At 65.1% G+C, this 23,037-nt stretch carries 24 protein-coding genes and 1 tRNA gene; 13 read left to right on the top strand and 12 right to left on the bottom strand.

Annotated elements, in window-relative coordinates; genetic code table 11:
- The 4 genes from pgk to ACYVHH_RS04850 all read left to right on the top strand — a co-directional run.
- Positions 1–317, top strand: a 317-nt coding sequence (pgk, locus tag ACYVHH_RS04865; RefSeq protein WP_460563960.1) for a phosphoglycerate kinase, incomplete at its 5' end; no start/stop codon positions are given.
- A gap of 24 nt (positions 318–341) precedes the next feature.
- Positions 342–1,418, top strand: a complete 1,077-nt coding sequence (gene fba / locus ACYVHH_RS04860; protein WP_460563959.1) for a class II fructose-bisphosphate aldolase — start codon at positions 342–344, stop codon at positions 1,416–1,418.
- Positions 1,415–2,128: a Crp/Fnr family transcriptional regulator gene (locus ACYVHH_RS04855; RefSeq protein WP_460563958.1), complete on the top strand. Its 714-nt coding sequence runs from the start codon at positions 1,415–1,417 to the stop codon at positions 2,126–2,128. Before fba ends, ACYVHH_RS04855 begins: the two co-directional genes overlap by 4 nt.
- Positions 2,129–2,149: 21 nt before the next feature.
- Positions 2,150–3,511 (top strand): DUF3422 family protein, encoded by a 1,362-nt coding sequence (locus tag ACYVHH_RS04850; protein ID WP_460563957.1) that lies wholly within the window; start codon positions 2,150–2,152, stop codon positions 3,509–3,511.
- 34 nt (positions 3,512–3,545) lie between these two features.
- Here the strand turns inward: ACYVHH_RS04850 and ACYVHH_RS04845 are convergent, their stop codons facing one another.
- The 4 genes from ACYVHH_RS04845 to ftsY all read right to left on the bottom strand — a co-directional run bounded on the left by ACYVHH_RS04845 (position 3,546) and on the right by ftsY (position 7,148).
- Positions 3,546–4,175, bottom strand: coding sequence for a c-type cytochrome (locus tag ACYVHH_RS04845; protein ID WP_460563956.1), 630 nt, complete (start codon positions 4,173–4,175; stop codon positions 3,546–3,548).
- Between the two features lie 74 nt (positions 4,176–4,249).
- A complete protein-coding gene (locus ACYVHH_RS04840) occupies positions 4,250–5,533 on the bottom strand; it encodes an FCSD flavin-binding domain-containing protein (protein WP_460563955.1) in 1,284 nt (427 codons plus the stop codon).
- A 12-nt stretch (positions 5,534–5,545) separates the two neighbouring features.
- A complete protein-coding gene (locus ACYVHH_RS04835) occupies positions 5,546–5,848 on the bottom strand; it encodes a c-type cytochrome (RefSeq protein WP_460563954.1) in 303 nt (100 codons plus the stop codon).
- 160 nt (positions 5,849–6,008) lie between these two features.
- On the bottom strand, positions 6,009–7,148 hold the full coding sequence (gene ftsY, locus ACYVHH_RS04830; protein WP_460563953.1) for a signal recognition particle-docking protein FtsY: 1,140 nt from the start codon (positions 7,146–7,148) through the stop codon (positions 6,009–6,011).
- Positions 7,149–7,178: 30 nt separating this feature from the next.
- Here ftsY and ACYVHH_RS04825 point away from each other — a divergent pair, with 30 nt between their 5' ends.
- From ACYVHH_RS04825 to ACYVHH_RS04805, 5 genes are read left to right on the top strand one after another with little or no spacing between them, the layout of a single operon-like run.
- Positions 7,179–8,597, top strand: a complete 1,419-nt coding sequence (locus ACYVHH_RS04825; RefSeq protein ID WP_460563952.1) for a M16 family metallopeptidase — start codon at positions 7,179–7,181, stop codon at positions 8,595–8,597.
- Positions 8,594–9,937, top strand: coding sequence for a M16 family metallopeptidase (locus ACYVHH_RS04820; protein WP_460563951.1), 1,344 nt, complete (start codon positions 8,594–8,596; stop codon positions 9,935–9,937). The genes ACYVHH_RS04825 and ACYVHH_RS04820 overlap by 4 nt, the downstream gene beginning before the upstream one ends.
- Positions 9,934–10,533 (top strand): 16S rRNA (guanine(966)-N(2))-methyltransferase RsmD, encoded by a 600-nt coding sequence (gene rsmD / locus ACYVHH_RS04815; RefSeq protein ID WP_460563950.1) that lies wholly within the window; start codon positions 9,934–9,936, stop codon positions 10,531–10,533. Before ACYVHH_RS04820 ends, rsmD begins: the two co-directional genes overlap by 4 nt.
- On the top strand, positions 10,530–11,045 hold the full coding sequence (coaD, locus tag ACYVHH_RS04810) for a pantetheine-phosphate adenylyltransferase (RefSeq protein ID WP_460563949.1): 516 nt from the start codon (positions 10,530–10,532) through the stop codon (positions 11,043–11,045). Before rsmD ends, coaD begins: the two co-directional genes overlap by 4 nt.
- A gap of 19 nt (positions 11,046–11,064) precedes the next feature.
- Positions 11,065–11,322, top strand: a complete 258-nt coding sequence (locus ACYVHH_RS04805; protein ID WP_460563948.1) for a YfhL family 4Fe-4S dicluster ferredoxin — start codon at positions 11,065–11,067, stop codon at positions 11,320–11,322.
- Positions 11,323–11,347: 25 nt separating this feature from the next.
- Here the strand turns inward: ACYVHH_RS04805 and ACYVHH_RS04800 are convergent, their stop codons facing one another.
- On the bottom strand, positions 11,348–11,593 hold the full coding sequence (locus ACYVHH_RS04800; RefSeq protein WP_460563946.1) for a DUF2789 domain-containing protein: 246 nt from the start codon (positions 11,591–11,593) through the stop codon (positions 11,348–11,350).
- 31 nt (positions 11,594–11,624) lie between these two features.
- Positions 11,625–12,239 carry an aminoacyl-tRNA hydrolase gene (pth, locus tag ACYVHH_RS04795; RefSeq protein WP_460563945.1) on the bottom strand — a complete coding sequence of 205 codons (615 nt, stop codon included), beginning with the start codon at positions 12,237–12,239 and terminating at the stop codon, positions 11,625–11,627.
- Between the two features lie 153 nt (positions 12,240–12,392).
- Here pth and ACYVHH_RS04790 point away from each other — a divergent pair, with 153 nt between their 5' ends.
- The gene (locus ACYVHH_RS04790; RefSeq protein ID WP_460563944.1) at positions 12,393–13,862 is read left to right on the top strand and encodes a methyl-accepting chemotaxis protein; all 1,470 of its coding nucleotides are present in this window, start codon (positions 12,393–12,395) and stop codon (positions 13,860–13,862) included.
- Between the two features lie 52 nt (positions 13,863–13,914).
- On the opposite strand, the gene ACYVHH_RS04785 is transcribed toward ACYVHH_RS04790, so the two are convergent.
- The 6 genes from ACYVHH_RS04785 to ACYVHH_RS04760 all read right to left on the bottom strand — a co-directional run bounded on the left by ACYVHH_RS04785 (position 13,915) and on the right by ACYVHH_RS04760 (position 18,938).
- A complete protein-coding gene (locus ACYVHH_RS04785) occupies positions 13,915–14,538 on the bottom strand; it encodes a 50S ribosomal protein L25/general stress protein Ctc (protein ID WP_460563943.1) in 624 nt (207 codons plus the stop codon).
- Between the two features lie 113 nt (positions 14,539–14,651).
- Complete coding sequence (locus ACYVHH_RS04780) at positions 14,652–15,620, bottom strand: ribose-phosphate pyrophosphokinase (RefSeq protein WP_460563962.1); 969 nt, start codon at positions 15,618–15,620, stop codon at positions 14,652–14,654.
- Positions 15,621–15,665: 45 nt separating this feature from the next.
- Positions 15,666–15,742: transfer RNA gene (locus tag ACYVHH_RS04775), tRNA-Gln, on the bottom strand.
- An 80-nt stretch (positions 15,743–15,822) separates the two neighbouring features.
- The gene (ispE, locus tag ACYVHH_RS04770; RefSeq protein WP_460563961.1) at positions 15,823–16,704 is read right to left on the bottom strand and encodes a 4-(cytidine 5'-diphospho)-2-C-methyl-D-erythritol kinase; all 882 of its coding nucleotides are present in this window, start codon (positions 16,702–16,704) and stop codon (positions 15,823–15,825) included.
- Positions 16,705–16,716: 12 nt separating this feature from the next.
- Positions 16,717–17,217: a lipoprotein insertase outer membrane protein LolB gene (locus ACYVHH_RS04765; RefSeq protein ID WP_460563942.1), complete on the bottom strand. Its 501-nt coding sequence runs from the start codon at positions 17,215–17,217 to the stop codon at positions 16,717–16,719.
- Positions 17,214–18,938: a tetratricopeptide repeat protein gene (locus tag ACYVHH_RS04760; protein ID WP_460563941.1), complete on the bottom strand. Its 1,725-nt coding sequence runs from the start codon at positions 18,936–18,938 to the stop codon at positions 17,214–17,216. Before ACYVHH_RS04760 ends, ACYVHH_RS04765 begins: the two co-directional genes overlap by 4 nt.
- Positions 18,939–19,086: 148 nt before the next feature.
- Here ACYVHH_RS04760 and mutM point away from each other — a divergent pair, with 148 nt between their 5' ends.
- The 3 genes from mutM to mutY are packed head-to-tail and all read left to right on the top strand — an operon-like array spanning position 19,087 to position 23,024.
- Positions 19,087–19,902, top strand: a complete 816-nt coding sequence (mutM, locus tag ACYVHH_RS04755) for a bifunctional DNA-formamidopyrimidine glycosylase/DNA-(apurinic or apyrimidinic site) lyase (RefSeq protein WP_460563940.1) — start codon at positions 19,087–19,089, stop codon at positions 19,900–19,902.
- Between the two features lie 43 nt (positions 19,903–19,945).
- On the top strand, positions 19,946–21,952 hold the full coding sequence (locus tag ACYVHH_RS04750; protein ID WP_460563939.1) for a dynamin family protein: 2,007 nt from the start codon (positions 19,946–19,948) through the stop codon (positions 21,950–21,952).
- Entirely contained in the window at positions 21,936–23,024 is a 1,089-nt protein-coding gene (gene mutY, locus ACYVHH_RS04745; RefSeq protein ID WP_460563937.1) for an A/G-specific adenine glycosylase, read from the top strand. Before ACYVHH_RS04750 ends, mutY begins: the two co-directional genes overlap by 17 nt.
- Positions 23,025–23,037: the final 13 nt, after the last annotated feature.

Genomic DNA, 23,037 nt, shown 5'->3' with positions numbered 1-23,037 from the left:
TGGACATCGGGCCGCAGACGGCAGCCAGGCTGGCCGCGCAACTCAAAGCAGCGGGCACCATCGTGTGGAACGGGCCGGTAGGCGTGTTCGAATTCGCCGCGTTCGAGAACGGCACCAAGGTGATTGCGCAGGCGATTGCCGAGAGCCCGGCGTTCAGCATTGCGGGCGGGGGCGACACGCTGGCGGCCATTGCCAAGTACGGCATCGACAAGCAGGTGGGCTACATCTCCACCGGTGGCGGTGCCTTCCTGGAAGTGCTGGAGGGCAAGACCTTGCCCGCCTTCGAGGTGCTGGCCCGCCGCGCCAGCCACGACTGAATCAAACATCAACGGAGACCACTCATGGCACTCATTTCCATGCGCCAGTTGCTCGACCACGCCGCCGAGCACGGCTACGGCCTGCCTGCCTTCAACGTGAACAACATGGAGCAGGTGCAGGCCATCATGCAGGCCGCCGCCAAGGTCGACAGCCCCGTCATCCTGCAGGGCTCCGCCGGTGCGCGCTCCTACGCGGGCGAGCCCTTCCTGCGCCATCTCATCCTGGCCGCCATCGAGATGTATCCCCAGATCCCGGTGTGCATGCACCAGGACCACGGCGCTTCGCCAGGGGTGTGCTTCCGCTCCATCCAGTCCGGCTTCAGCTCGGTGATGATGGACGGCAGCCTGCTGGAAGATGGCAAGACCCCCGCTAGCTACGACTACAACGTGCGCGTGACCCGCCAGGTGGCCGACCTGGCCCATGCGTGCGGCGTGTCCGTGGAAGGCGAACTGGGCTGCCTGGGGTCGTTGGAAACCGGCAAGGCTGGCGAGGAAGACGGCCACGGCGCCGAAGGCGAACTGGACCACTCCATGCTGCTCACCGACCCCGACGAGGCCGCCGACTTCGTGCAGAAGACCCAGGTGGACGCGCTGGCCATCGCCATCGGTACCAGCCACGGGGCTTACAAGTTCACCAGCAAGCCCACCGGCAAGGTGCTGCGCATCGACCGCGTCCGCGAAATCCACCAGCGCATTCCCAACGTGCACCTCGTCATGCACGGCAGCTCCAGCGTGCCCGAGGACTGGCTGGCCATCATCAACCAGTACGGCGGCGACATGGGCACCACCTACGGCGTGCCGGTGGAAGAGATCGTGGAAGGCATCAAGAACGGCGTGCGCAAGGTCAACATCGACACCGACCTGCGCATGGCCAGCACCGGCGCCATTCGCAAGCACCTGGCCGAAGACCGCAAGAACTTCGATCCGCGCAAGTTCTACAAGGAAGCCACCAAGGCCATGAGCGCCATCTGCGCCGCCCGCTATGAAGCCTTCGGCAGCGCAGGGATGGCCAGCCGCATCGGCAAGATCCACAGCCTGGAAGAGATGCAAAAGCGCTACGACAAGGGGATGTTTGATTCGCGCGACAATCGGGTTCCATGATCCCCATCAAGATAGATTCCGCCTGGAAAGGCACGGTCAACTGCAAGGAATGCGGCATGCGCGACATGGTGCTGTTTTCCGATCTGAACGAGCACGACTTCAGCCTCATCCATGCGCCCATCGACGACCTGAGCTTTCATGCCGGGCAGACGCTCTACCAGGAAGGTGAGAACGCGCCCGGCATCTTCACCCTGCGCACGGGCCTCATCAAGCTCATGCGCGTCACGCCCGACGGACGCCAGCGCATCTTGCGCATCCTGCGCCCGGGCGACGTGGCCGGACTGGAAGCCCTGGCCACCGCCACCTACGACAGCGAGGCCGTGGCCCTGACCGAGGTGTCGGTCTGCCGCATCCCCAACGACGTGATCCACCGCCTCAGCCAGAATTCGCCCCGCCTGCACTGGCGCCTGCTGCAGAAGTGGCAGCAGACCCTGAAAGAAGCCGACGACTGGCTGGCCGCCATCAACTTCGGCACCGCGCGCCAGCGCGTCAGCCAGTTCATCCTGAAGATGCGCCATGCCACCGATCCACAGGTCTCCACGCTCTTCTCTCGCGAGGACATGGGCGCCATGATGGACCTGAAGCTGGAGACTGTGAGCCGCGAGGTCAGCGCCCTGGTGCGCGAGGGCGCCATCGAGCCGCTGGACAAGCAAGGGCGGCTGTACCGGGTGGTGGATGAGAACCTGCTCATGCCTGCGGCGCGGGACTGATCACACCCCACAATACATGCCATGGACAACAGCACGGCAACCTTGACTTCGGCAGACCCCGCCTCGGCGCACGAGGGGCGCTTGCTCCCCCCGGACGACACCCAGCGTGTCTTGCTGCACAACGAGGTGCATGCGCGTCCGCCAGCACGCATACGCCTGCCGGCGCTGGTGGTGTTTGTGGCCGTGAGCAACGAGGGCGTGACTCGCCAGCAGGAGTGCGAGCACCTTCGCCGCCTGCCCGGGCAGGAAGCGCTCACCGTTGAGCAACTGCAAGGCAACTTCCTGCGCCTGCGCCTGCCCGGCTACACGCTCAAGTGGGAGCGCCACACCGAGTTCACCCGTTATTCGCTGGTTCAGCCGCTGCCTCCCGGTGCCCTGCTGGGCAGCCGCGACCCTGACCTGCTGCCGCACGTCGTGCTGCCTGACGCCTGGCTGGCTGGTGTGCCTGGCCGCACGTTCTGCGCCATCAAGCTGGCCATGGTGCATGGCGACCTGAGCGACCCTGCGGCACGGTTGGCGCAAGCCCGTGAATGGTTTGGAGACCAGCCCGTGGTCGCCTCGCTCATGGGCAACAACGGGCACTCCATGGTGGTCACCGATTTCCGGCTGCGCGAGAACGGTTTCGAGCGCATGCTGGTGATTGCACCACCCGACACCACCGAGACTCGGGCCGGGCGCATCTCACAGCGCGTTCTGGAACTGGAAACCTACCGGTTGATGGCCTTGCGTGGTTTGCCCGTGGCCAAGGAGCTGGGGCCGGAACTGTCCGAGACGGAAAGGCAGCTGGCCGACATCACCGCCGATCTGGAACACAAGGCCTCTTCCGACCAGGTGCTGCTGGATACGCTCGTGGCGCTGGCCGCGCGCGTGGAAAAGGCCATGGCACGCCACGTGTACCGTTTCGCGGCCACGCGAGCCTACGACACGCTCGTCGGGGAGCGCATAACCGAGTTGCGTGAGCAGCCCGTGCCCGGTACACAGACCATAGGCGAATTCATGCGCCGCCGGCTGTCACCCGCCATGGCCACCGTGATGGCCACGGAACGCCGTCTGTCATCGCTGTCGGAGCGGGTGGCGCGCGCCAGCGCCTTGTTGCGCACGCGGGTGGACATTGCCGCAGAAGGGCAGAACCAGCAGCTGCTGGAAAAGCTCACGCGTGGGCAGGAATTGCAGCTGCGCTTGCAGAGCACGGTGGAGGGCCTCTCCATCGCGGCCATCTCGTACTACGTGATCAGCCTGCTGCTCTACGGTGCCAAGGCGCTCAAGAGCGTGGGGGTGCCCATCCACCCCGAACTGGCCGCTGGCGCCCTGATTCCCGTGGTGCTGTGGGGCGTGTGGCGTACCACGCGCCGCATCCACGAAAAGCTCCACGCCGGCCACTGAGCGGCGCGCATTGGCCGCATCGGCAGGGCAGGCTTTACTTGCCGCTCAGGTACTCGGCCACGGCCACCATCTCCAGCTCGGTCATCTGGCTGGCCACCGAGTGCATCACGGCGTTGTCGTTGGTCCGCTCCCGCTTGCCGAAGTTCTTCAGCTGGGTGGAGATGTAGCCTGCGATCTGGCCGGAAAGCCTTGGCAGGTTGGCTGCGCCTTCGCCGGTCAGGCCATGGCACGACACGCAGGCGGGCACGCCGCTGTACTTGTTGCCGTTGTGGTAGATGTAGCGCCCCATCGCTGCCAGCTGGGGTTCTTTGGCCTCTGTGGCAACCATGGGCATCTTTTCATAGTACTTGCCCAGCGCCAGCATCTCGTCGGGTGTCAGCTTGGCCACCATGTCTGCCATGGCCGTGCTCTTGCGCTGCCCGGACTTGAACGCTTCCAGCTGTTTGGCAATGTATTCCGCGTGCTGGCCAGCCAGCTTCGGGAAGATTTCGCTGGTCGACTCACCCTGTGCGCCGTGGCACAGGAAGCATGAGCCGCCTGCGATCTTCTTGGCGCGGGCCTCGTCGGCCTGGGCCAGCGCATGGCCGCTGGCAAGAAGCGCCGCGCAAACGGCAATGAAGCCGCGCAGCGTGGACAGGGAAGGGCGTTGGGCGAGCGTGTTCATGAGAATCGCAAAAGGGTGTTGCAGAAGAACGCTCCGCCCGGCAGGACGGAGCGTTGCACGGCAGTCGCGCAGGATCAGGCCAGCGTGTCGGCCCAGATGTTGCGCGCCCAGGCCAGGGCGTAGCGGCCTTCCAGCTCGCTGGCGGCCGACGACACGCCACCGGAGCCTGGCACCGTCAGCATCGTCTTCTTCTCGGCGTCGTAGCGGTGCACGCTGGCCACGTGCACCACGTCCTCGTCGGTCACGAAGCTGTAGCAGGTGTTGGCGTAGATCGGCAGCTGCGGCGGTTCCTTGCCCATCAGCAGCGACACCACTGCGGCGGCACAGGTCTTGCCATGCTGGTTGGCCATGTGCCCCGACTTGGGCATGGCAGGTGCGATCTGGATCGCGTCGCCCAGCACGTGGATGTTCTTCGCCGCCTTGGACTCGAAGGTCAGGAAGTCCACCTCGCACCAGCGGGCGTTGGCGGTGGCCAGGCCCGACTTCACGGCGATGTCACCTGCGCGCATGTCGGGCACCACGTTGGCCACGGCGGCCTTGAAGTCGTCGTTGAACTCGAACTTCAGCGTGTTGGTGGCCGCGTCCACGTCCACCACCTTGTGCTTGGGCCGGTACTCGATCATGCCCTTGTAGTGCTCGTCCCAGGCCTTCATGAACAGGCCCTTCTTCGACTGGATGTCGTCGTTGGCGTCGAAGATCACGACCTTGCTCTTGGGTTTGGCCTTCTTGAAGTAGTTGGCCACCATGCAGGCGCGCTCGTAGGGGCCGGGCGGGCAGCGGTAAGGTGCCAGCGGAATGGACAGCGCATACACGCCGCCATCGGGCATGGCTTCGAGCTGCTTGCGCAGTGCCAGGGTCTGCGGGCCCGCCTTCCAGGCGTGCAGCACCTTGTCCTTGGCGCCTTCCTTGGCCATGCCGGGCAGGGTGTTCCACATGAAGTCCACGCCAGGGGACACGATCAGCCTGTCGTAGGCGATGTCGCTTCCGCTGGCCAGCTTGACGGTGCGCTTCTCGGCGTCGATGCTGGCCACCATGTCGCGCACGATCTGGATGCCGTGGCGCTTTTCCAGGTTGTCGTAAGGCGTGGTGATGTCGGCCATCGTCTTGGAGCCATTGATCACCAGGTTGGAGATCGGGCAGGAGACGAAGGCGGCGTTGGGTTCGATCAGCGTGACGCGCACCTTGCCTTCAGAGAACAGGCGCACGTACTTGGCAGCAGTGGCGCCACCGTAGCCACCACCCACCACCACAACGTGAGGGCCGCTGCCGCCACCGGTGGTGGCGCAGCCGGTCATCAGACCCAAGGAGCCCAGCGTGGAGCCAGCGGCGATCGTTTGTACAAACTGACGGCGTTTCATGGCTGGGTCTCCTTATTTCTTCTGGGCGGCGAAGTAGGCCGCGATGTCCTTGAGCTGTTCGTCGGTGTAACCCTTGGACAGCTGGTGCATGATGGTTGCGGGCTTGCGGCCGCTCTTGAAGTCGAGCAGCTTCTGCACCATCTCGTCCTTGTCCTTGCCCGCCAGGGCTTCCATGCCAGGTTGCGCGCGGCCATCGGTACCGTGGCAGTTGGCACAGGCCGCAGCCCATACCTTCACTTGGGATACCTGGGCCTGGGCGCCCAAGGCGGCCATACCCAGCAGCGCCGCTGCCAGCATCTTGTAGGAAGTTCTCATCTGTTATTGCCTCCTGTGGCATGGGTTGAACGAGGGCGTTACCGGCACGCCCATTGCATAATGAAATGCTAATATAAGCATCGCATTTCAATTCTATGCATACACTTTGCCTGCAGCTTACAGGGGAAACCCTTCCGTTGCAGCAGGTTTTTCAGGTGTCTCAGGCCAGGAGCGCCTGCGCGAATTCGTCTGCGTCGAAAGTTTGCAGGTCTTCCAGCTTTTCGCCCACGCCGATGAAATAAACCGGCACGCTGCGCTGGTTTTCCTTGCCCCACATCGCAATGGCCGCAAGCACACCGCCCTTGGCCGTGCCGTCAAGCTTGGTCACGATCAGGCCAGTCAGGCCCAGCGCCTGGTCGAACGCCTTGACCTGGGCGAGCGCATTCTGGCCGGTGTTGCCATCGATCACCAGCAGCACCTCGTGCGGAGCGGTGACATCTGCCTTTTGAACCACACGTTTGATCTTCTTTAGCTCTTCCATCAGGTGCAGCTGCGTGGGCAGGCGGCCTGCTGTGTCCACGATCACCACGTCCTTGCCGCGCGCCTTGCCTGCCGTCACGGCGTCAAAGCTCACCGCGGCGGGGTCGCCGCCTTCCTGGCTCACGATGTCCACCGTGTTGCGGTCGGCCCAGACGCCGAGTTGCTCGCGCGCGGCGGCGCGGAAGGTGTCGGCCGCCGCCAGCAGCACCGAAGCGCCCGCGTGCGACAGGTGCCAGGTGAGCTTGCCGATGGTGGTGGTCTTGCCCGCGCCGTTCACGCCGGCCACCATCAGCACGGTGGGGCCGTCTGGCTGGGCGCCAATGGTCAGAGGCTTTTGCAATGGGCGCAGCAGGTCGGCAATCGCGCCCGCAAGCAAACCCTTCACCGCTGCTGGTTCGGTCGCCTTGGCGGCCTTCACGCGCTGCTTCAGGTCCTGCAGCAGGTGCTGCGTGGCTTGCGTGCCGGTGTCGGCCATCAGCAGGGCGGCCTCCAGTTCCTCGTACAGCTCATCGTCGATGCGGGTGCCCGTGAACACCGTGGTCAGGCTGCTGCCCGTCTTCTTCAGGCCCTGGGTCAGGCGGCCCAGCCAGCCCTGGCGCGGCACGGCTTGCACAGGCGCAGTGACCTCAGCCTGGGGCGCTGGCGCAGGGCTGGGGGCCGGTGCGGCAGGAGCAGGAGGCAGGGGGACCGCTGGCGGCGCAGACGGCGCTGGGGCCTCTGGCATGGCCAAGGGCGTTTCGGCCACGGGTGCAGCCTCGGCAGCAGGCGTTTCGGCGGCCGGTGAAGACGAAAAGAATTTTTTCTTGAGGAAGCTGAACATTTGGGGTGTTTCTAGAATCAGGTGCATTCTATGAAACCCAATCATCTTGTTCACGCCGGGGTGCTGGCTTTTGCCGCCTGGCTTCTTCCCCTGGCCCCGTCCGTGGCGCAGGTTCCGGTGCCGGGTGCCCGTCTGGCTGAACTGGCGGGTGCCGCCCAGACCGGTGTCACGGCCCAGACCTTCACGCTTTCCAACGGCATGACGCTCATCGTCCAGCCAGACCGGCGCGCGCCCACCGTGGTGCACATGGTCTGGGTGCGTGTGGGTTCCGTCGACGAGGTGAGCGGCACGTCCGGCGTGGCCCATGTGCTGGAGCACATGATGTTCAAGGGCACACCCACCTTGGCAGAGGGCGAGTTCTCGCGTCGTGTGGCGGCCCTGGGTGGGCGCGACAACGCCTTCACCAGCCGGGATGTGACCGCCTACCACCAGCAGGTGCCCGCCGACAAACTGGCAGACGTGATGGCGCTGGAGGCCGACCGCTTCGCCAACATGCAGTGGGCAGACGATGCCTTCCGCCGCGAGATGGGTGTCATCCAGGAGGAGCGGCGCCAGCGCACCGAGGAGTCGCCCCAGGCGTTGATGTTCGAGGCCTTCAATGCCACGGCTTTCCTTGCGCACCCTTACCGGCGCCCCATCATCGGCTGGATGAGCGATCTCAAGTCCATGACGCCCGACGACGCGCGCGACTTCCACCGGCGCTGGTACGTGCCCGCCAATGCTGCCGTGGTGGTGGTCGGCGACGTGGACGTGGACCAGGTCCGCACGCTGGCAGAGAAGCACTACGGTGCCATTCCCGCCCGTGCCGTGCCCCAGCGCAAGCCGCAGGTGGAGCCTGAACAGACCGGCCCGCGCCGCATCACCTTCCATGGCCGCACACAGCAGCCTTACCTGCTGATGGGCTACAAGGTGCCCCAGTTGACCGGCCCTGACGCCACCGACGCCAACAGCCAGGACGCGCTGGCGCTGCTGCTGCTGTCTGGCGTGCTGGATGGCAACAGCGCATCCCGTTTGGAGCGGCGCCTGGTGCAGGGGCAGGGCGGCAAGCGGCTGGCCGACAACGTCGGTGCTTCCTATGGGTTCATGGGCCGGGGGCCGCAGCTCTTCATGCTCAGCGGCGCCCCGCGCGATGGCATAGCCCCCGAGCAGCTGGAGGCCGCCCTGAAAGCCGAGGTCCAGCGCATTGCCCGCGAAGGTGTGAGCCAGGCGGAGCTGCAACGCGTGAAGAACCAGTGGACCGCCAGCGAGGTTTTCCAGCTGGACTCCATGTTCGCCCAGGCGCGCGAACTGGGCAGCCACTGGTCGCTGGGTTGGCCGGTGGACGCCGGGCAGACGCTGATGCAGCGCCTGCGCGAAGTCACCCCCGAACAGGTGCGCAGTGTTGCCCAGCGCTATTTCGATGACCGTCAACTCACCGTTGGCCTGTTGTTGCCGGAGGTGACCCGATGACCCCCCTTTTTCAGACCTTGCGCAAGGCTTGTGCGGCCTGTGCCTTGATGTGCCTCGGCCTTCAGGCGGCATGGGCGGCCTTGCCCATTGAGCATTGGAGCCTGGACAACGGCGCCAAGATCTATCTGGTGCGTTCACCGGGCTTGCCCATGCTGGATGTGCAGATCGACGTGGACGGCGGTAGCCGCCGCGATCCGGCGAACCAGGCAGGCCTGGCGCAGACCACCGCGCTCATGTTCGGCAAAGGCGTGGCGGCACAGGGCCAGAACGCGGCCCTGGACGAAAACGCCCTGGTCGAGGCCTGGGCGGACCTTGGGGCGCAGTTCGGCGCCAGCGCCAGCAGCGACAGGTTGACCTTCCAGTTGCGCACGCTCACACAACCCGATTTGCTGCAGGCAGCCGTGACGCTGGCTGCGCGCCAAATGGCTGCCCCGGCCTTTGCCGAGCCCGTGTGGGTGCGCGAACGCGAGCGCCTGTCGGCCGCGTGGCGTGAGGCGCAGACCCAGCCCGGCACGCTCGCCGAGAGGCGTTTTGCCCGCGCGGTTTATGGCACACACCCGTATGGCGCCGATGCCAGCCCGGATAGCTGGAAGCGCATCAACGCACAAGCCATGCGCGCCCATTACCGCCGCCACACCCAGGTTTGCGATGCCCGCGTCACGCTGGTGGGCGCCATCGACAGGGCAGGCGCGCAGGTGCTGGTGGAACGTCTTCTGGCCGGGTGGCAGGCACACGGTTGCACACCCCTGCCAGCGGTGCCCGAAGTTGTTGCACTCAAAGAGGCCCAGCAGATCCGCGAGCCGTTTGCGGCGGCCCAGGCGCAGGTGCTGGTGGGGCAGCCCGGCATCGCCCGCTCCGATCCCGACTTCCTGGTGCTCACCGTGGGCAACCACATTCTGGGCGGTGGCGGCTTCAATTCACGCCTGATGCGTGAAATCCGCGAGAAGCGCGGCCTCACTTACGGTGTCTACAGCTACTTCTCTCCCGGGCGGCACGCAGGTGCCTTCACCGTGGGCCTGCAGACGCGGCCCGACCAGGCTGCACAGGCTGTGGCACTGGTGCACGATGAACTGCGCCGCTTCGTGCAGGACGGCCCCACCGACGTCGAACTGGCCGAAGCCAAGGCGTCGCTGATCAACGGCTTCGCATTGCGGCTGGACAGCAACCGCAAGCTGCTGGACAACGTTGCCTCGCTGGCGTGGAATGGCTTGCCGCTGGACTACCTGGATACCTGGACCACGAAGGTTCAGGCCATCACGCGCGAGCAGGTCGTGCGCGCCTTCCAGCGTGTGCTCCAGCCGGACCGCATGGTCACGGTCGTGGTTGGGGGCGCGCAATGACGGCGCCCGGCGAAGTCCGCATCATCGGCGGCCAGTGGAAGCGCAGCAAGCTTGCCGTGCCCGTGCGGCCCGGCCTGCGCCCCACGCCCGACCGCGTGCGCGAAACCCTATTCAACTGGCTGGGGCAGGACCTGACCGGCCAGCGTTGCCTGGACGCCTTCGCAGGCAGTGGTGCGCTGGGCTTCGAGGCCGCTTCGCGCGGCGCCGTGGAGGTACTGCTGTGCGAGCTGGATGCCACCCTTGCGGCCAGCCTTCGCGGCCATGCGCAGCGCCTCAAGGCCAGCCAGATCACCGTGCGCCAGGGGGACGCCTTGGCCGCCCTGCGCTCGGCGCGGCAGGGCGCCTGGGACGTGGTGTTCCTCGACCCCCCCTTCGGACAAGGCCGCAACGATGCCCTGTTCCAACAGGCGCTGGAGGCGGCCGCGCCCCTGCTCACGCCGCTGGGCTACCTCTACCTGGAGGCCCCGCGCGAGTGGCAGGATGACGACGTGGCAGCCCTGGGCCTGCAGCGCCTGCGCCATGGCAAGGCGGGGCAGGTGCATTACCACCTCTTTGAACGCAGGCAAGAGCCCTCCGGCGATAATCCGGGGCCATGAGTGCAACACCGTCCACAACCTCTCGGCGCGTCGCCGTCTACAGCGGCACCTTCGACCCCATCACCCTTGGCCACGAGGACGTGATCCAGCGCGCTGCGGGCCTGTTCGACGAGTTGATCGTGGCCGTGGCCGTGGCGCACCACAAGAAGACACAGTTCGCGCTGGAGCAGCGCATGGCCATGGTGACCGAGAGCATGCGCCATTGTCCGCAGGTGCGGGTGTTGCCCTTCGAGGGGCTGATCATGGATTTCTGCCGCGAACACGGTGTCAGCGCCGTGGTGCGCGGTATCCGCAACGTGGCCGACTTCGACTACGAGGCCCAGATGGCCGCCATGAACCGCAAGCTGCTTCCCTCGGTGGAAACGGTCTTTCTGCTGCCCCAGGCGCAGCTGCAATGCATCTCCAGCACCCTGGTGCGCGAGATCGCCAAGCTCGGTGGCGACGTATCCGAGATGGTCAGCACAGGCGTGGCGCGCCAGTTGCTTGCAGCCACCGGCGCCGTGGCCCGCTGAGACCGGAAGGAGTCAGACCATGGCCCTCATGATCACCGACGAGTGCATCAACTGCGACGTCTGCGAGCCCGAATGCCCGAACCAGGCTATTTCCATGGGCCCGGAGTTCTACCAGATCGACCCCGCCAAGTGCACCGAATGCGTTGGCCACTTCGACGAACCTCAGTGCGTGCAGGTGTGCCCGGTGTCGTGTATTCCGGTCAATCCCGAGCACGTGGAAAGCCGCGAAACCCTGTGGCAGAAGTACCAGCGCCTGCAGAAGCTCACGGCGCCCTGATCACCCCACCCTGATCACCCTTGTGTCAGGAAGGAAGCCTGGCACGCAGCGCCAGGTTCAGCTGGTCCACCACCTCTGCCCAGTCGGCGTCCACCAGCAGTTGTTCCCGCAGCAAGGCGGCTTGGGCAGATGTCCAGAACGGGGCTTCGTACAGGTGAACGGCATCGCTCAACGGCGAGTGCTGCTCAATGAACGCGCGGATATCCGCCTCACCATTGGGCAACCCCAACTGGGCGAACAGTTCCGAGAAGCGGTGGAAGAACTTGTCCATGTCCGGCTCCTTTGCTTGATCTGCCAGCGCCTTACTCTACCGTAACTGCAGGTTTTGGGGGCTTGGGGCGCGGTGGTTTGGTCGTGTGCATGGCGGCGGTGGCCTTGTCCATGCGGTCGGCCAGCAGGTCGGGCAGCGCCTTCAGGGCACGGTCGATCGATTGCTGCAGCGCTTCGCGCTGGTCGGGCGCGGGTTTCTTGAGCACCCAGTTGGCCACCTCGCTTTTCACCCCCGGGTGGCCGATGCCAATGCGCAGGCGCCAATAGTCTCCGCTGCCCAGTTGCGCGTGAATGTCACGTAGACCGTTGTGGCCGGCATGGCCGCCACCTTTTTTCAGCTTCAACTCGCCGGGCGGCAGGTCAAGCTCGTCGTGCGCCACCAGTATCTCGTCGGGCGCAATCTTGAAAAAGCGCGCCAGCGCGCCCACGGCCTGACCCGAGCGGTTCATGTACGTCATCGGCTCCAGCAGCCACAGCGGGCGGCCCCCCACATTGGCCCGTGCCACCAGGCCAAAGTAGCTGCGCTCCGGTTGCAGATGCACCTTCAGTTCGCGCGCCACCGCCTCCAGCCACCAGAACCCGGCGTTGTGACGTGTTTCTTCGTATTCCGGCCCGGGGTTGCCCAGGCCCACCAGCAATTTGATCATGGGGCTTAGCTTAAACGATGACTGAGGCAGGGCGAGACACGGTCTTCAAGCCAGACAAGACACTTTCCGTTCAAGTGGTTATTGCGGTTGAAATGCATGTTTGTCCTAGACAAAATAGAATAGACACACCACGTTCCCTGTTTGGAGAAGACCATGTCCAGCTCAGCCATCAACTTGCAAGCCAGTGGGCTGGAGGCGCAACGGCACAACGCCGAGAAGTTCTTGCTGGCAGCGTCGGTGGTCTATGTGCTGGCCGCAATCGCGCTTGCCGTGGTCTTTGAACGCCCTGGACTCAGTCCTTTGGCTGGCATGGCATTGGCCGTGTTGCTGGCCCTGCCGGGCTGGCTGGGGTGGTGGCTTGCGCCGGGGCGTCTTGTGGCGCGGCTGCTTCAGGCCGCCTCCCTCACCGCGCTGGTGGCTTTGCACATCCAGCTCGCCATGGGCATGCGTGAGTTCCACTTCGGGGTCTTCGTCACGCTGGCTTTGCTCCTGGTCTACCTGGACTGGCGTCCTGTTGTCCTGTCTGCCGCCCTTTTCGCGGTGCATCACGTGGGTTTTGACCGTTTGCAGGCCTTGGGGTGGGGCGTCTACTGTTTGTCCGAACCTGACTTTGGTCTCATCCTCATCCACGCGGCTTACGTCGTCGTGCAGACGGCTTTCGAGGTGATGTTCGTTGTGGCGCTGGCGCGCCGTGTCCGGGACAACGCAGAAGTCGCCACGCTTGCAGGCGGCCTGCAGCAAGGCGGGCGTATCGTGTTTGATGGCGCTACCCAACTCAAGGTGAACGCGCCGGTGGCACTGCGTCTGCAGGAGGTCTTGGGCAGGATTGCACAGACGCTTGCGTCCGTCAGGCAGACCGCCGCCAACGTGCAACTGGCCAGTGAAGAAATTGCACGCGGCAACCAGGACCTGAGCGCGCGCACGGAGCAGACGGCGAGCAACCTGGAGGAGACGGCGTCGAGCATGGAGGAGCTGACCTCTACGGTGCGCCAGACGGCAGACGCGGCGCGTCAGGCCAACCAGCTGGCGTCCAGCGCGGCGGAAGTGGCGCAGCGCGGTGGTTCAGTCGTGGGCCAGGTGGTCACGACGATGGACGAGATCAACCACAGCAGCCAGAAGATCAGCGACATCATCAGCGTGATCGACGGCATCGCGTTCCAGACCAACATCCTGGCGCTGAACGCGGCGGTGGAAGCGGCGCGCGCGGGCGAGCAGGGCCGGGGCTTTGCCGTGGTAGCGGGCGAGGTGCGCACGCTGGCGCAGCGCAGCGCGCAGGCGGCCAAGGAGATCAAGGAGCTGATCAACACCAGCGTGGAGAAGGTGCAAAGCGGCAGCCGGCTGGTGCAGGACGCGGGCACGACGATGCGCGAGATCGTGGAGAGCGTGCAGCGGGTGACGGACATCATTGGCGAGATCACGGCGGCGGCTGGGGAGCAGAGCGACGGGATAGCGCAGGTGAACACGGCGGTGAACCAGCTGGACCAGATGACGCAACAGAACGCGGCGCTGGTGGAGCAGAGCACGGCGGCGGCCGAGAGCCTGAGGGAGCAGGCGGCGTCGTTGATGCAGGCTTTGGCGATGTTCGAGGCCTCAGGGGGCGCGCAGCGGCCGCGTCTGCGTTGACCGCAAAAGCAAAAGGCCCACCGAGGTGGGCCTTTTGCTGTGCAAGGAAGAATTACTTCTTCTTCTTGCCTTTCTTGTCGTCGGCAGCGGCGGCGACCGGCGCAGCGATCACTTCCTCGACCGGCTCCACCACGGTAACGATGGTGGGGTTCGGCTTGCCGTGGGTCACCAGCTTGATACCAGCAGCCAGCTGCAGGTCGTTGGCGTGGATGCTCTGACCCTTGGTCACGTTGCCCAGGTCGACTTCGATGAACTCGGGCAGCTTGGTAGCCAGGCACTCGATCTCCACTTCGGTCACGATGTGGTTGATCACGCACTTGTCCTGCTTCACAGCGGGAGAGTTGTCGGCGTTCACGAAGTGCAGGGGCACTTTCTTGTGCAGGCGGGTGGTTTCGTCCACGCGCTGGAAGTCCACGTGCAGGACCAGGGGCTTGAACGGGTGGTACTGCACGTCACGCAGCAGAACCTTCTCGACCTTGCCGTCGAGTTCCATGTCGAGGATGGAAGCGTGGAAAGCCTCTTTCTTCAGGGCGTGCCACAGGGCGTTGTGGTCCAGCTCGATGGTGGCGGGGGCAACGTTGCCACCGAAAACGATACCGGGCGTGCGGCCGGTGTTGCGCAGGCGGCGGCTCGCACCCGTACCCTGCTTGGCGCGCTCAAATGCGACGAATTGCATGGTTTTACTCCATTGTGGGGGCCTGCCGCGACCAGCGGGCCCCAAACTTAAAAAGCGCCCCTGGGCCAAAACGGCTTGGGGCGCCACGACATGTTGCTGTCAGGAAAGTGGCCTCAGGCCGGGTTCTCCTGCTCAGCGAACAAACTCATCACCGACTCACCGCTTGCAATGCGCGCGATGGTTTCGGCCATCAGCGGCGCCACGGAAAGTTGGCGGATCTTGGAGCAGGCCTGTGCGGCCTGGCTCAGCGGAATGGTGTTGGTGACCACCACCTCGTCGAGCGCGTCGCCCTTGGCGATACGGTCGATGGCGGGACCCGAGAAGATCGGGTGCGTGCAGTAGGCGTACACCTTCTTGGCGCCCCGCTCCTTCAGCACCTCGGCGGCTTTCACCAAGGTACCGGCAGTGTCGATCATGTCGTCCATGATGACGCAGTTGCGGCCTTCGATGTCGCCGATGACGTGCATGACTTCAGACACGTTCGCCTTGGGGCGGCGCTTGTCGATGATGGCCATGTCGCAGTTGAGCTGCTTGGCCAGTGCACGGGCACGCACCACGCCGCCCACGTCGGGTGACACCACCAGCAGGTCGGGGTAGCTCTTGGCGCGCAGGTCGCCCAGCAGCACGGGGGACGCGTAGATGTTGTCCACCGGGATGTCGAAGAAGCCCTGGATCTGGTCAGCGTGCAGGTCCATGGTGAGCACGCGGTCCACACCGACAGCCTGCAGCATGTTGGCCACCACCTTGGCGGAGATGGGCACGCGGCTCGAACGCGGACGGCGGTCCTGGCGGGCATAACCGAAATAGGGGATGACGGCCGAGATGCGGGCAGCAGAGGCGCGCTTGAGGGCATCGACCATGATGATGAGTTCCATCAGGTTCTCATTGGTCGGTGCACAGGTGGACTGGACCACGAAAACGTCGCGTGCGCGAACGTTCTGTGTGATCTCGACGGTGACTTCACCGTCGGAGAAGCGGCCTACATTGGCTGCACCCAGCGTGGTGCCGAGATGGTGCGCAATTTCAGCTGCGAGTACCGGGTTTGCGTTACCGGTAAAGATCATGAAATCCGGTGCTTGCACTGGCGTGGAAATTTGCATGAGATACCCGGCGCAGGAAAAATGTTTTGGCAGGGGAGGAAGGACTCGAACCCTCGCATGCCGGAATCAAAATCCGGTGCCTTAACCAACTTGGCGACTCCCCTACACTGGTTCGTTGCTGGCGCAACGCACCGAATGCAGTGTTTGCTCATCTCGTTTCGAGCAACGCCCGGTATTGTAACCGCTAACGCCACCCAATCAGAGGATGCTCATTCAAATTGCTGCAAATTTTTGCTTGCCAGCCTGGGGGCAGATCGGACGTGTCCGGCTCCTGCAAAACCCGGGCAAACAAGGCACTTCCTGAACCTGTCATTCGCCCGTTGAAACCACGGGCTTGCAACCACTTCAGGCCTTGCTCGATGTCAGGGCACAGTGCTTGCGCAACAGGTTGCAAGTCGTTATGTCCGAATCCGTAGATTCCGCACCCCGTACCGCAGTTTGCGGTGCTTTGAACATCGTTTGCAACAAAGTCTGCCATTGTAGCGTGTTTTGTGGCTCGTTGCAAAGTCGGGCTGGAAAAAATTTGCGGTGTGGATGCACCGGTGGGTGGTTTGATGACCAGGAAGCGCGCAGGCGGAAGGTCTATCGGAGTGAGTTGTTCGCCAATACCTTCGACCCAGGCGTTGCGTCCACCCAGAAAGAAGGGCACATCGGCGCCCAGCGCCAGACCGATGGGCAGGAGTTTTTCCAGTGGCCAGTTCAGTCCCCACAGCTGGTTGAGCGCGAGCAGGGTGCTGGCAGCGTTCGTGGAGCCGCCACCCATGCCGGCTTGCACGGGGATGCGTTTGTCGAGCGCAATGTGGGCTCCCAGTGTGCAGCCGCTGGCCTGCCGCAGCTGCTGGGCCGCGCGCACGACCAGATCGTTGCCGGGCAGGGGTGGTGCGTCCGCGTTCAGGTCTTCCCGGCTGATGCGGCCGTCGTCGCGCCGCTCGAAGTGCAGCGTGTCTGCCCAGTCGATCAGCATGAAAACCGACTGAAGCAGGTGGTAGCCGTCATCACGCCGCCCAACCACATGCAGGAACAGGTTGAGTTTGGCCGGGGCGGGTACGTCGAGCAGTTGGCGCAGCGTCATCGCGGTTCACTGAAATACAACGCGCAGGTGTGCGCCGGGAAGGGGGAACAAGCGGCGTGCGCTCAAGCGGCCTTGCGGGTGTTGCGTCAGGTCTGCCTCCCACCCATCCAGGGTCGCGGGCAGGCCCTTGAGCCAGTCGAACAGTGGCGAGATGGGCAGGGCCGTGCCTGTCAGTTCCGCGGTCAGGCTGGCCATGTCGGGGTAGTGCCGCGTTTCCTCGCCTTGGTGCAGGGCTGCACCGGTGTTTGTCCAGGTCGCGCTGGCAACGGTCTGCCCGAAGGGCGAGAACAGCTTGATCTCGCCCTGGGCCGGGTTGCCGCTGAGTTCAAAGCCGGCGGAGAAACTCTGCGCCGGGTTGCCGTCGATCTGCAGTGTCAACCGGCCTGTCCAGAATTCGCTGCTGCCGGTGGGTGGCGGGGGCGGGGTGGCGCAACCGGCCAGCCACAGGGCTACCGACAGCGCACTGGCCGAAAGCAGGGTGCGCCTGCTGGGAAGAAGCGCCTTCATGGCCTCACGTTCAAGCGGCGGAGTGTGGACAGCAGGGTTTCGTTTTCGGGATTCAGCAGAAGGCCTTCGCGCCAGACCTTGATGGCGTCTTCCTGCTGACCTTTCACCCAGTAGACCTCTCCCAGGTGGGCGGCGATCTCGGCGTCCGGGCGGCGGCGGTAGGCGTCCTGAAGCACCCGCAGGGCTTCCGGCAGGTTGCCCATGCGGAATTCCACCCAGCCCAGGCTGTCGAGGATGAAGGGGTCTTCCGGGGCCGTGCGCAGGGCTTGCTGGATGAGGGCCTTGGCTTCGGGCAGGCGCTCGTTCCGGTCGGCCAGCGAATACCCCAGCGCGTTGTAGGCGTGGTGGTAGTCCGGCCGGCGGGCGATCAGGCTGCGCAACAGCTGTTCCATGTCCTCAAGGCGGCCCGCTTTTTCGGAGGCCATCGCCTGCTCGTAGACGAGGTCGGGGTCGTCGGGGAAGCGTCGAACGGCTTCTGCGTAGACTTCAAGCGCCGCCGGGTATTGCTCCAGGTCACGCAGCAACTGGGCTTCGGCCAGGAGCTTGCGGCGCGAGTCTTCCGGGCTGCGCTCAGGCTGCTGCCGCAGCAGGGCCCGCGCTTCGTCGACCCTGCCCTGGCGGCCAAGCAGCGCGGCTCGGCGCAACTGGGTGCTAAGGATGTCCTGTCCGTCTTCGATCCGGTCCAGCCAGGCATTGGCAGCCGCGTAGTCCTTGCGCTGCTCCGCTATCTGGGCCAGCTGCAGGAATGCCTGTGTCTGCCCCCGCCGCACGGCGTCGGCAGGCAGTTCGCGCGCCAGCACCAGGTAGTGTTCAAACGAGGTCTGCGCGGCGTTGTACTGCCGTTCCTGCATTTGCAGCGTGCCCTGCAATAGCCAGCCGTCGGCGAGTTTCGGGTCCTGGGTGAGCAGGATGGCGAGTTCCTGGCGGGCAGGTGCGAACTGGCGCTGGTCGATCAGCGTGCGGATGAACCCCAGGTGCAACGGGCGTTGTGTCTCGCGGCGGTTGCGCTCCAGGTAGCTGCGCACGAGCGCTTCCGCGCCGGGCTGGTCCCTCTCCATCAGTTCCAGGCCAAGCACGGCAGGCATCACGGCGCGGGTGTCCGCTGCCATGGCCTGTTTCGCCGAGGCCAGCGCCTCAGTGTTGAGCTGCTGGTCTAGTTGCATCCGGCCAACGGCCGACCATGCCGCGGACGCAGTTGCCGGGTCGTTCAGGAAGGGTTGCAGAGCCGTGCGCGCGGCCTGCATGGCGGCGGCTTTGTCGCCGGTGCGCGCCAATGTCTGTGGGATGGCACCGATCACTTCGGGCCGGCGTTCTGGCGGCGCCAGCTGGATCAGCGTGCGCAAGGTCTGTGCAATCTCGGCAGGGCGGTTGAGCGCCAGCAGAATCTGCAGCACGTAGCGGTGCGGCTCATCGGACTGTGGGTGCGTACCCGCCCACTCCCTGGCAGCACTGAGCGCCGCGTTGCCGGAGCGCCCCTGCAGGGCGATCTCCACGGCGCGGCGGTACAGCTCCTCGCGGCCGGTCCGGCGTCCGGCGTCCAGAATCAGCGAGTAGGCCGTTCCTGGTTCCTCGTTGCGCAGATGCAGTTCACCCAGAAGCAGCTGGTAGAACAGCTCGGCGTCGATTTCCGAGTTGTTCACCGGTGGCGTTTCGGCAGCCGCATCCTGAGCATGGGCTGGCGAGAGCCACAGCGTGGCGGAGACCAGTGCAGACAGCAGCAAGCGTGGTGCTGCTGCAAGGCGCAATCGGCCCTGTGCCGTTTCCATTCTTGCGCCCAGGGGCGCGAGGTCACGGCGGGCGAGGTGGGGGGCATGCGGATGCATTGGCCGATCATAATGGAAGGCCCGTAGTCTTACCCACTGTCAGAACATGCCCGAATTGCCCGAAGTGGAGGTAACCCGACTGAGCTTTGCCGACCGCATTCGTGGAGCGGTGGTGCGGGCAGTGCGTCTGGGCAAGCCGTTGCGCTGGCCGCTGGGGGTGGAGCCCGGGTCGTTGGCGGGACGCCGGGTCACGGGGGTGCGCCGCCGCGGCAAGTACCTGTTGATCGACCTGGACGAGGGCATTCTGCTGTTGCATCTGGGCATGTCGGGCAGTGTGCAGTTTGCAGGCCATCTGCCGCCCGCCGGGGTGCATGACCATTTTGATATGGAGACGAGCCAGGGGGTGCTGCGACTCAACGACCCGCGCCGCTTTGGTGCCGTGGTGCATGTGCAAGGCGAAAGCGACCCGCTTGCCGTCAAACTGCTGGGCGGCCTGGGCGTGGAGCCTTTGACCGACGCCTTTGAACCCGAGGCCTTTCACTGTGCCTTGCGGCAGCGTCAGGCCAGCATCAAGCAGGTGCTGATGGCGGGCGATATCGTGGTGGGGGTGGGCAACATCTACGCTTCCGAAGCGCTTTTCCTGGCGGGCATCAGGCCCACGGTGCGTGCCAGCAGACTCAGCCTGCCGCGCGTGCGCAAGCTGCACCGGGCCATACGGCAGGTGCTGGACAAGGCCTTGAATTCCGGCGGCAGCACGCTGCGCAACTTCTCGAACGCGCACGGGCAAAGCGGGCATTTCCAGCAGGAGGTGATGGTTTACGACCGGGCGGGCGAGCCTTGCCGGGTCTGCGGCACGCCGATACGCATGCTGCGTCAGGGGCAGCGGTCCACCTTCTACTGCCCCCACTGCCAGAAGGCTTGAAATGCGACAGGCGGTGCTATATTGCCCGCAGAACATCCATACCATGAACACGCAGGGCCCCATGTCTTTCAACCAGGAATTCGACGAGCACAGCGTCTGGCGGCGGCAGTACGCCGCACGATTGAAGACCCTGGCGGACTGGCTGGACGCCGAGGAGCTGCTGGACGCCGGCACGCGAGAGCGGCTGGAGCAGCTGCAGGCGCAGCTCAAGTCGGACAAGGTGATGGTGGCCTTCGTCGCGGAGTTCTCGCGCGGCAAGTCGGAACTCATCAATGCGGTGTTCTTCGCGGGCTACGGGCGGCGCATCATGCCCGCCAGCGCCGGGCGCACCACCATGTGCCCGACCGAACTGGGTTACGACCCCGACGTGCCTCCCTGCCTGCGACTGCTGCCCATCGATACGCGCCTGCAGCCCCAGTCCCTGCTGGAGTGGCGCAGTGCCCCAGAGCAGTGGGAGCGGATCGATCTGGACGTGAACGACCCGGCACAGCTTGCCCAGGCCATAGAGAAGGTAGCCGAGGTGCGCCGTGTGAGCGTGGACGAGGCGCGGGCGCTGGGCTTCTGGCATGACGACGCACCCGACGACAACCCGCTCACCGGGCCGGACGGCTTGGTGGAGGTGCCGCAATGGCGGCACGCGCTCATCAACATGGCCCACCCGCTGCTGAAGCAGGGGCTGGTGATTCTGGACACGCCTGGGCTGAACGCTATTGGCGCGGAACCCGAGCTGACGGTGAGCCTGCTGCCGCAAGCGCATGCGGTGGTGTTCATCCTGGCGGCAGATGCGGGAGTGAGCAAGTCCGATCTGGCCATGTGGCGCGAGCACCTCGCGCCCGCTGCCGAGCGCAACGACACGCGGCTGGTGGTGCTCAACAAGATAGACACGCTGTGGGACGAGCTGAGCACGCCCCAGTACATCGAGCAGCAGATTCAGCACCAGCGCGAGACTTCGGCCCAGGTTTTGGGGCTGTTGCCGCAGCAGGTCATTGCTGTTTCGGCGCAGAAGGGTTTGCTGGCCAAGGTGCGGCAGGACGGTGCGTTGTTGCGCGAAAGCCGCCTGCCTGACCTGGAGCGTGCTTTGGCGGAAGACGTGCTGGCGCAGCGCAGGCAGATACTGCAGGCCAGCGTGGCCGGTGCTTTGCAGGCCTTGCGGGCGGACGTGGGCCAGCAACTGCACGCGCGCACCCGCGAGATGGTGGAACAGGTGCAGGAGCTGGAAGGCTTGCGCGGCAAGAACACCACGGTGATCAAGCAGATGCGCATGCGCATCGAGCAGGAGCAGAACGAATTCGACGCCAGCGGCGCTCGCATACAGGCGGTGCGATCGGTGCACCTCAAGCTGCTCAAGGACGTGTTCGCTCTGCTGGGCACCAACCACCTGAAGACCGAAGTCGCGCAGTTGGGCGAGGCCCTCAGGCAACCGGGCATCAAGCTGGGGGTGAAGAAAGTGTATGGCGATGCGTTCGACCGCTTGCGTGCTGGCTTGCAGCAGGCTCAGCGCCTGGCGGACGAGGTGCAGGACATGCTGGGCAGCAGCTTCCGCAGCCTGAACGCGGAGTTCGGCTTTTCCCTGCAGTTGCCGCAAAAGCTCGATGTCATGCGCTTTGCGCAGGAACTGGACGTGATCGAGCGCAACCACCTACAGTACCTGGGGCTCACGAACATCTTCCGCCTTGCGCAGCCCGAGTTCGCGGAGAGGCTGGCCAAGGCGGTGATGTCTCGCTTGCGTGGCGTTTACGACGATGCGTCGAGCGAGGTGGAACTGTGGAACAAGTCTGCCGCCGCTCAGCTGGATGGGCAGTTACGTGAGCGCCGCAAGAACTTTGCACGGCGCATCGAGGCGGTGCACCGCATCCAGCAGGCCGCTGGCGGTCTGGATGAACGCATTGCAGAACTGCAGCAGCGCCTGACCACGCTGGAAACCGACCGGGCCGAGCTGGAACGCCTGACCAGCGAGCTGGGACAAAGTGACGAGATGGCGGAAGAGGCAGTCACCGAGTCCTGGCCCGCCGTGGACAGTGCCGCTGCATCTCATGGCACGGCGGCCTGACCGGGAGGCGGGAAGACAGGCCGTTCCCGCAGCGTTTTTCCCTACCCTGGTGGCCTGGCAGAAAGTGCACGGGCGGCATGGCCTGCCCTGGCAGGGCACGCGCGACCCTTACCGCGTGTGGCTGTCCGAAATCATGCTGCAGCAGACCCAGGTGAGCACCGTGCTGGGCTACTACCCGCGCTTTCTGGCGCGTTTCCCCGACGTGCGCGCGCTGGCCGCTGCGCATCAGGATGACGTGCTGGCGTTGTGGAGCGGCCTGGGTTATTACAGCCGGGCGCGCAACCTGCACCGTTGCGCCCAGGAGGTGGTTGAGCGGTGGGGCGGGGCGTTTCCGCACACGGCCGAGTCTTTGCAGACGCTTCACGGGATCGGACCATCCACGGCGGCAGCCATTGCGGCTTTCTGTTTCGGGGAGCGTGTGTCCATACTCGATGGCAACGTGCGGCGTGTGTTGACTCGTCTGCTGGCCTTTGAAGGTGACCTGGCCGACGCCACGCAGGAGCGCCAGCTGTGGCAACTGGCCCAGGAGATGCTGCCACCGAACCCCACGGCAGACGACATGGCAGCCTACACACAGGGGCTGATGGACCTGGGGGCTACCCTGTGCACGCGTGGCAAGCCGCAATGCCTGCTTTGCCCGGTGGCGCCACTTTGCCAGGCGCGGGTGCAGCAGCGGCCGGGCGACTTCCCCGTCAAGACCCGCAAGCTCGTGCGCCGTACAGAGGAGTGGTGGCTTGTCGTGCACCGGCGCGGCGATGGCGCGATCTGGCTCACCCAACGGCCGCAGCAGGGCATCTGGGCGGGCTTGTACTGCCTGCCGGTGCACACCACGCGTGCTGACGCCTGGGCGTCGGTGGCAGGCGGTTCCTGCAACGAGGTTGCGCCCATGCGGCAGGACACCCTTCGGCACGCGCTGACACACCGTGATCTGGTGCTGCAGGTGGTGGAGTGGCAGGGTGCACTGCCCGAAGTCCGTGCGGCTGCCGAGGCGGGATTGTGGGTGCGCGGACCGCAGGATCTGGAGATAGGCCTGCCCGCACCCGTGCGGCAGTGGTTGCTTCAGCAGTGGTGAAGCATCACGCGCC

The organism is Hydrogenophaga aquatica, assembly GCF_054780915.1.
Note: the sequence above shows the minus strand (reverse complement) of the source record. Positions and strands in the feature narration are given on the sequence as shown.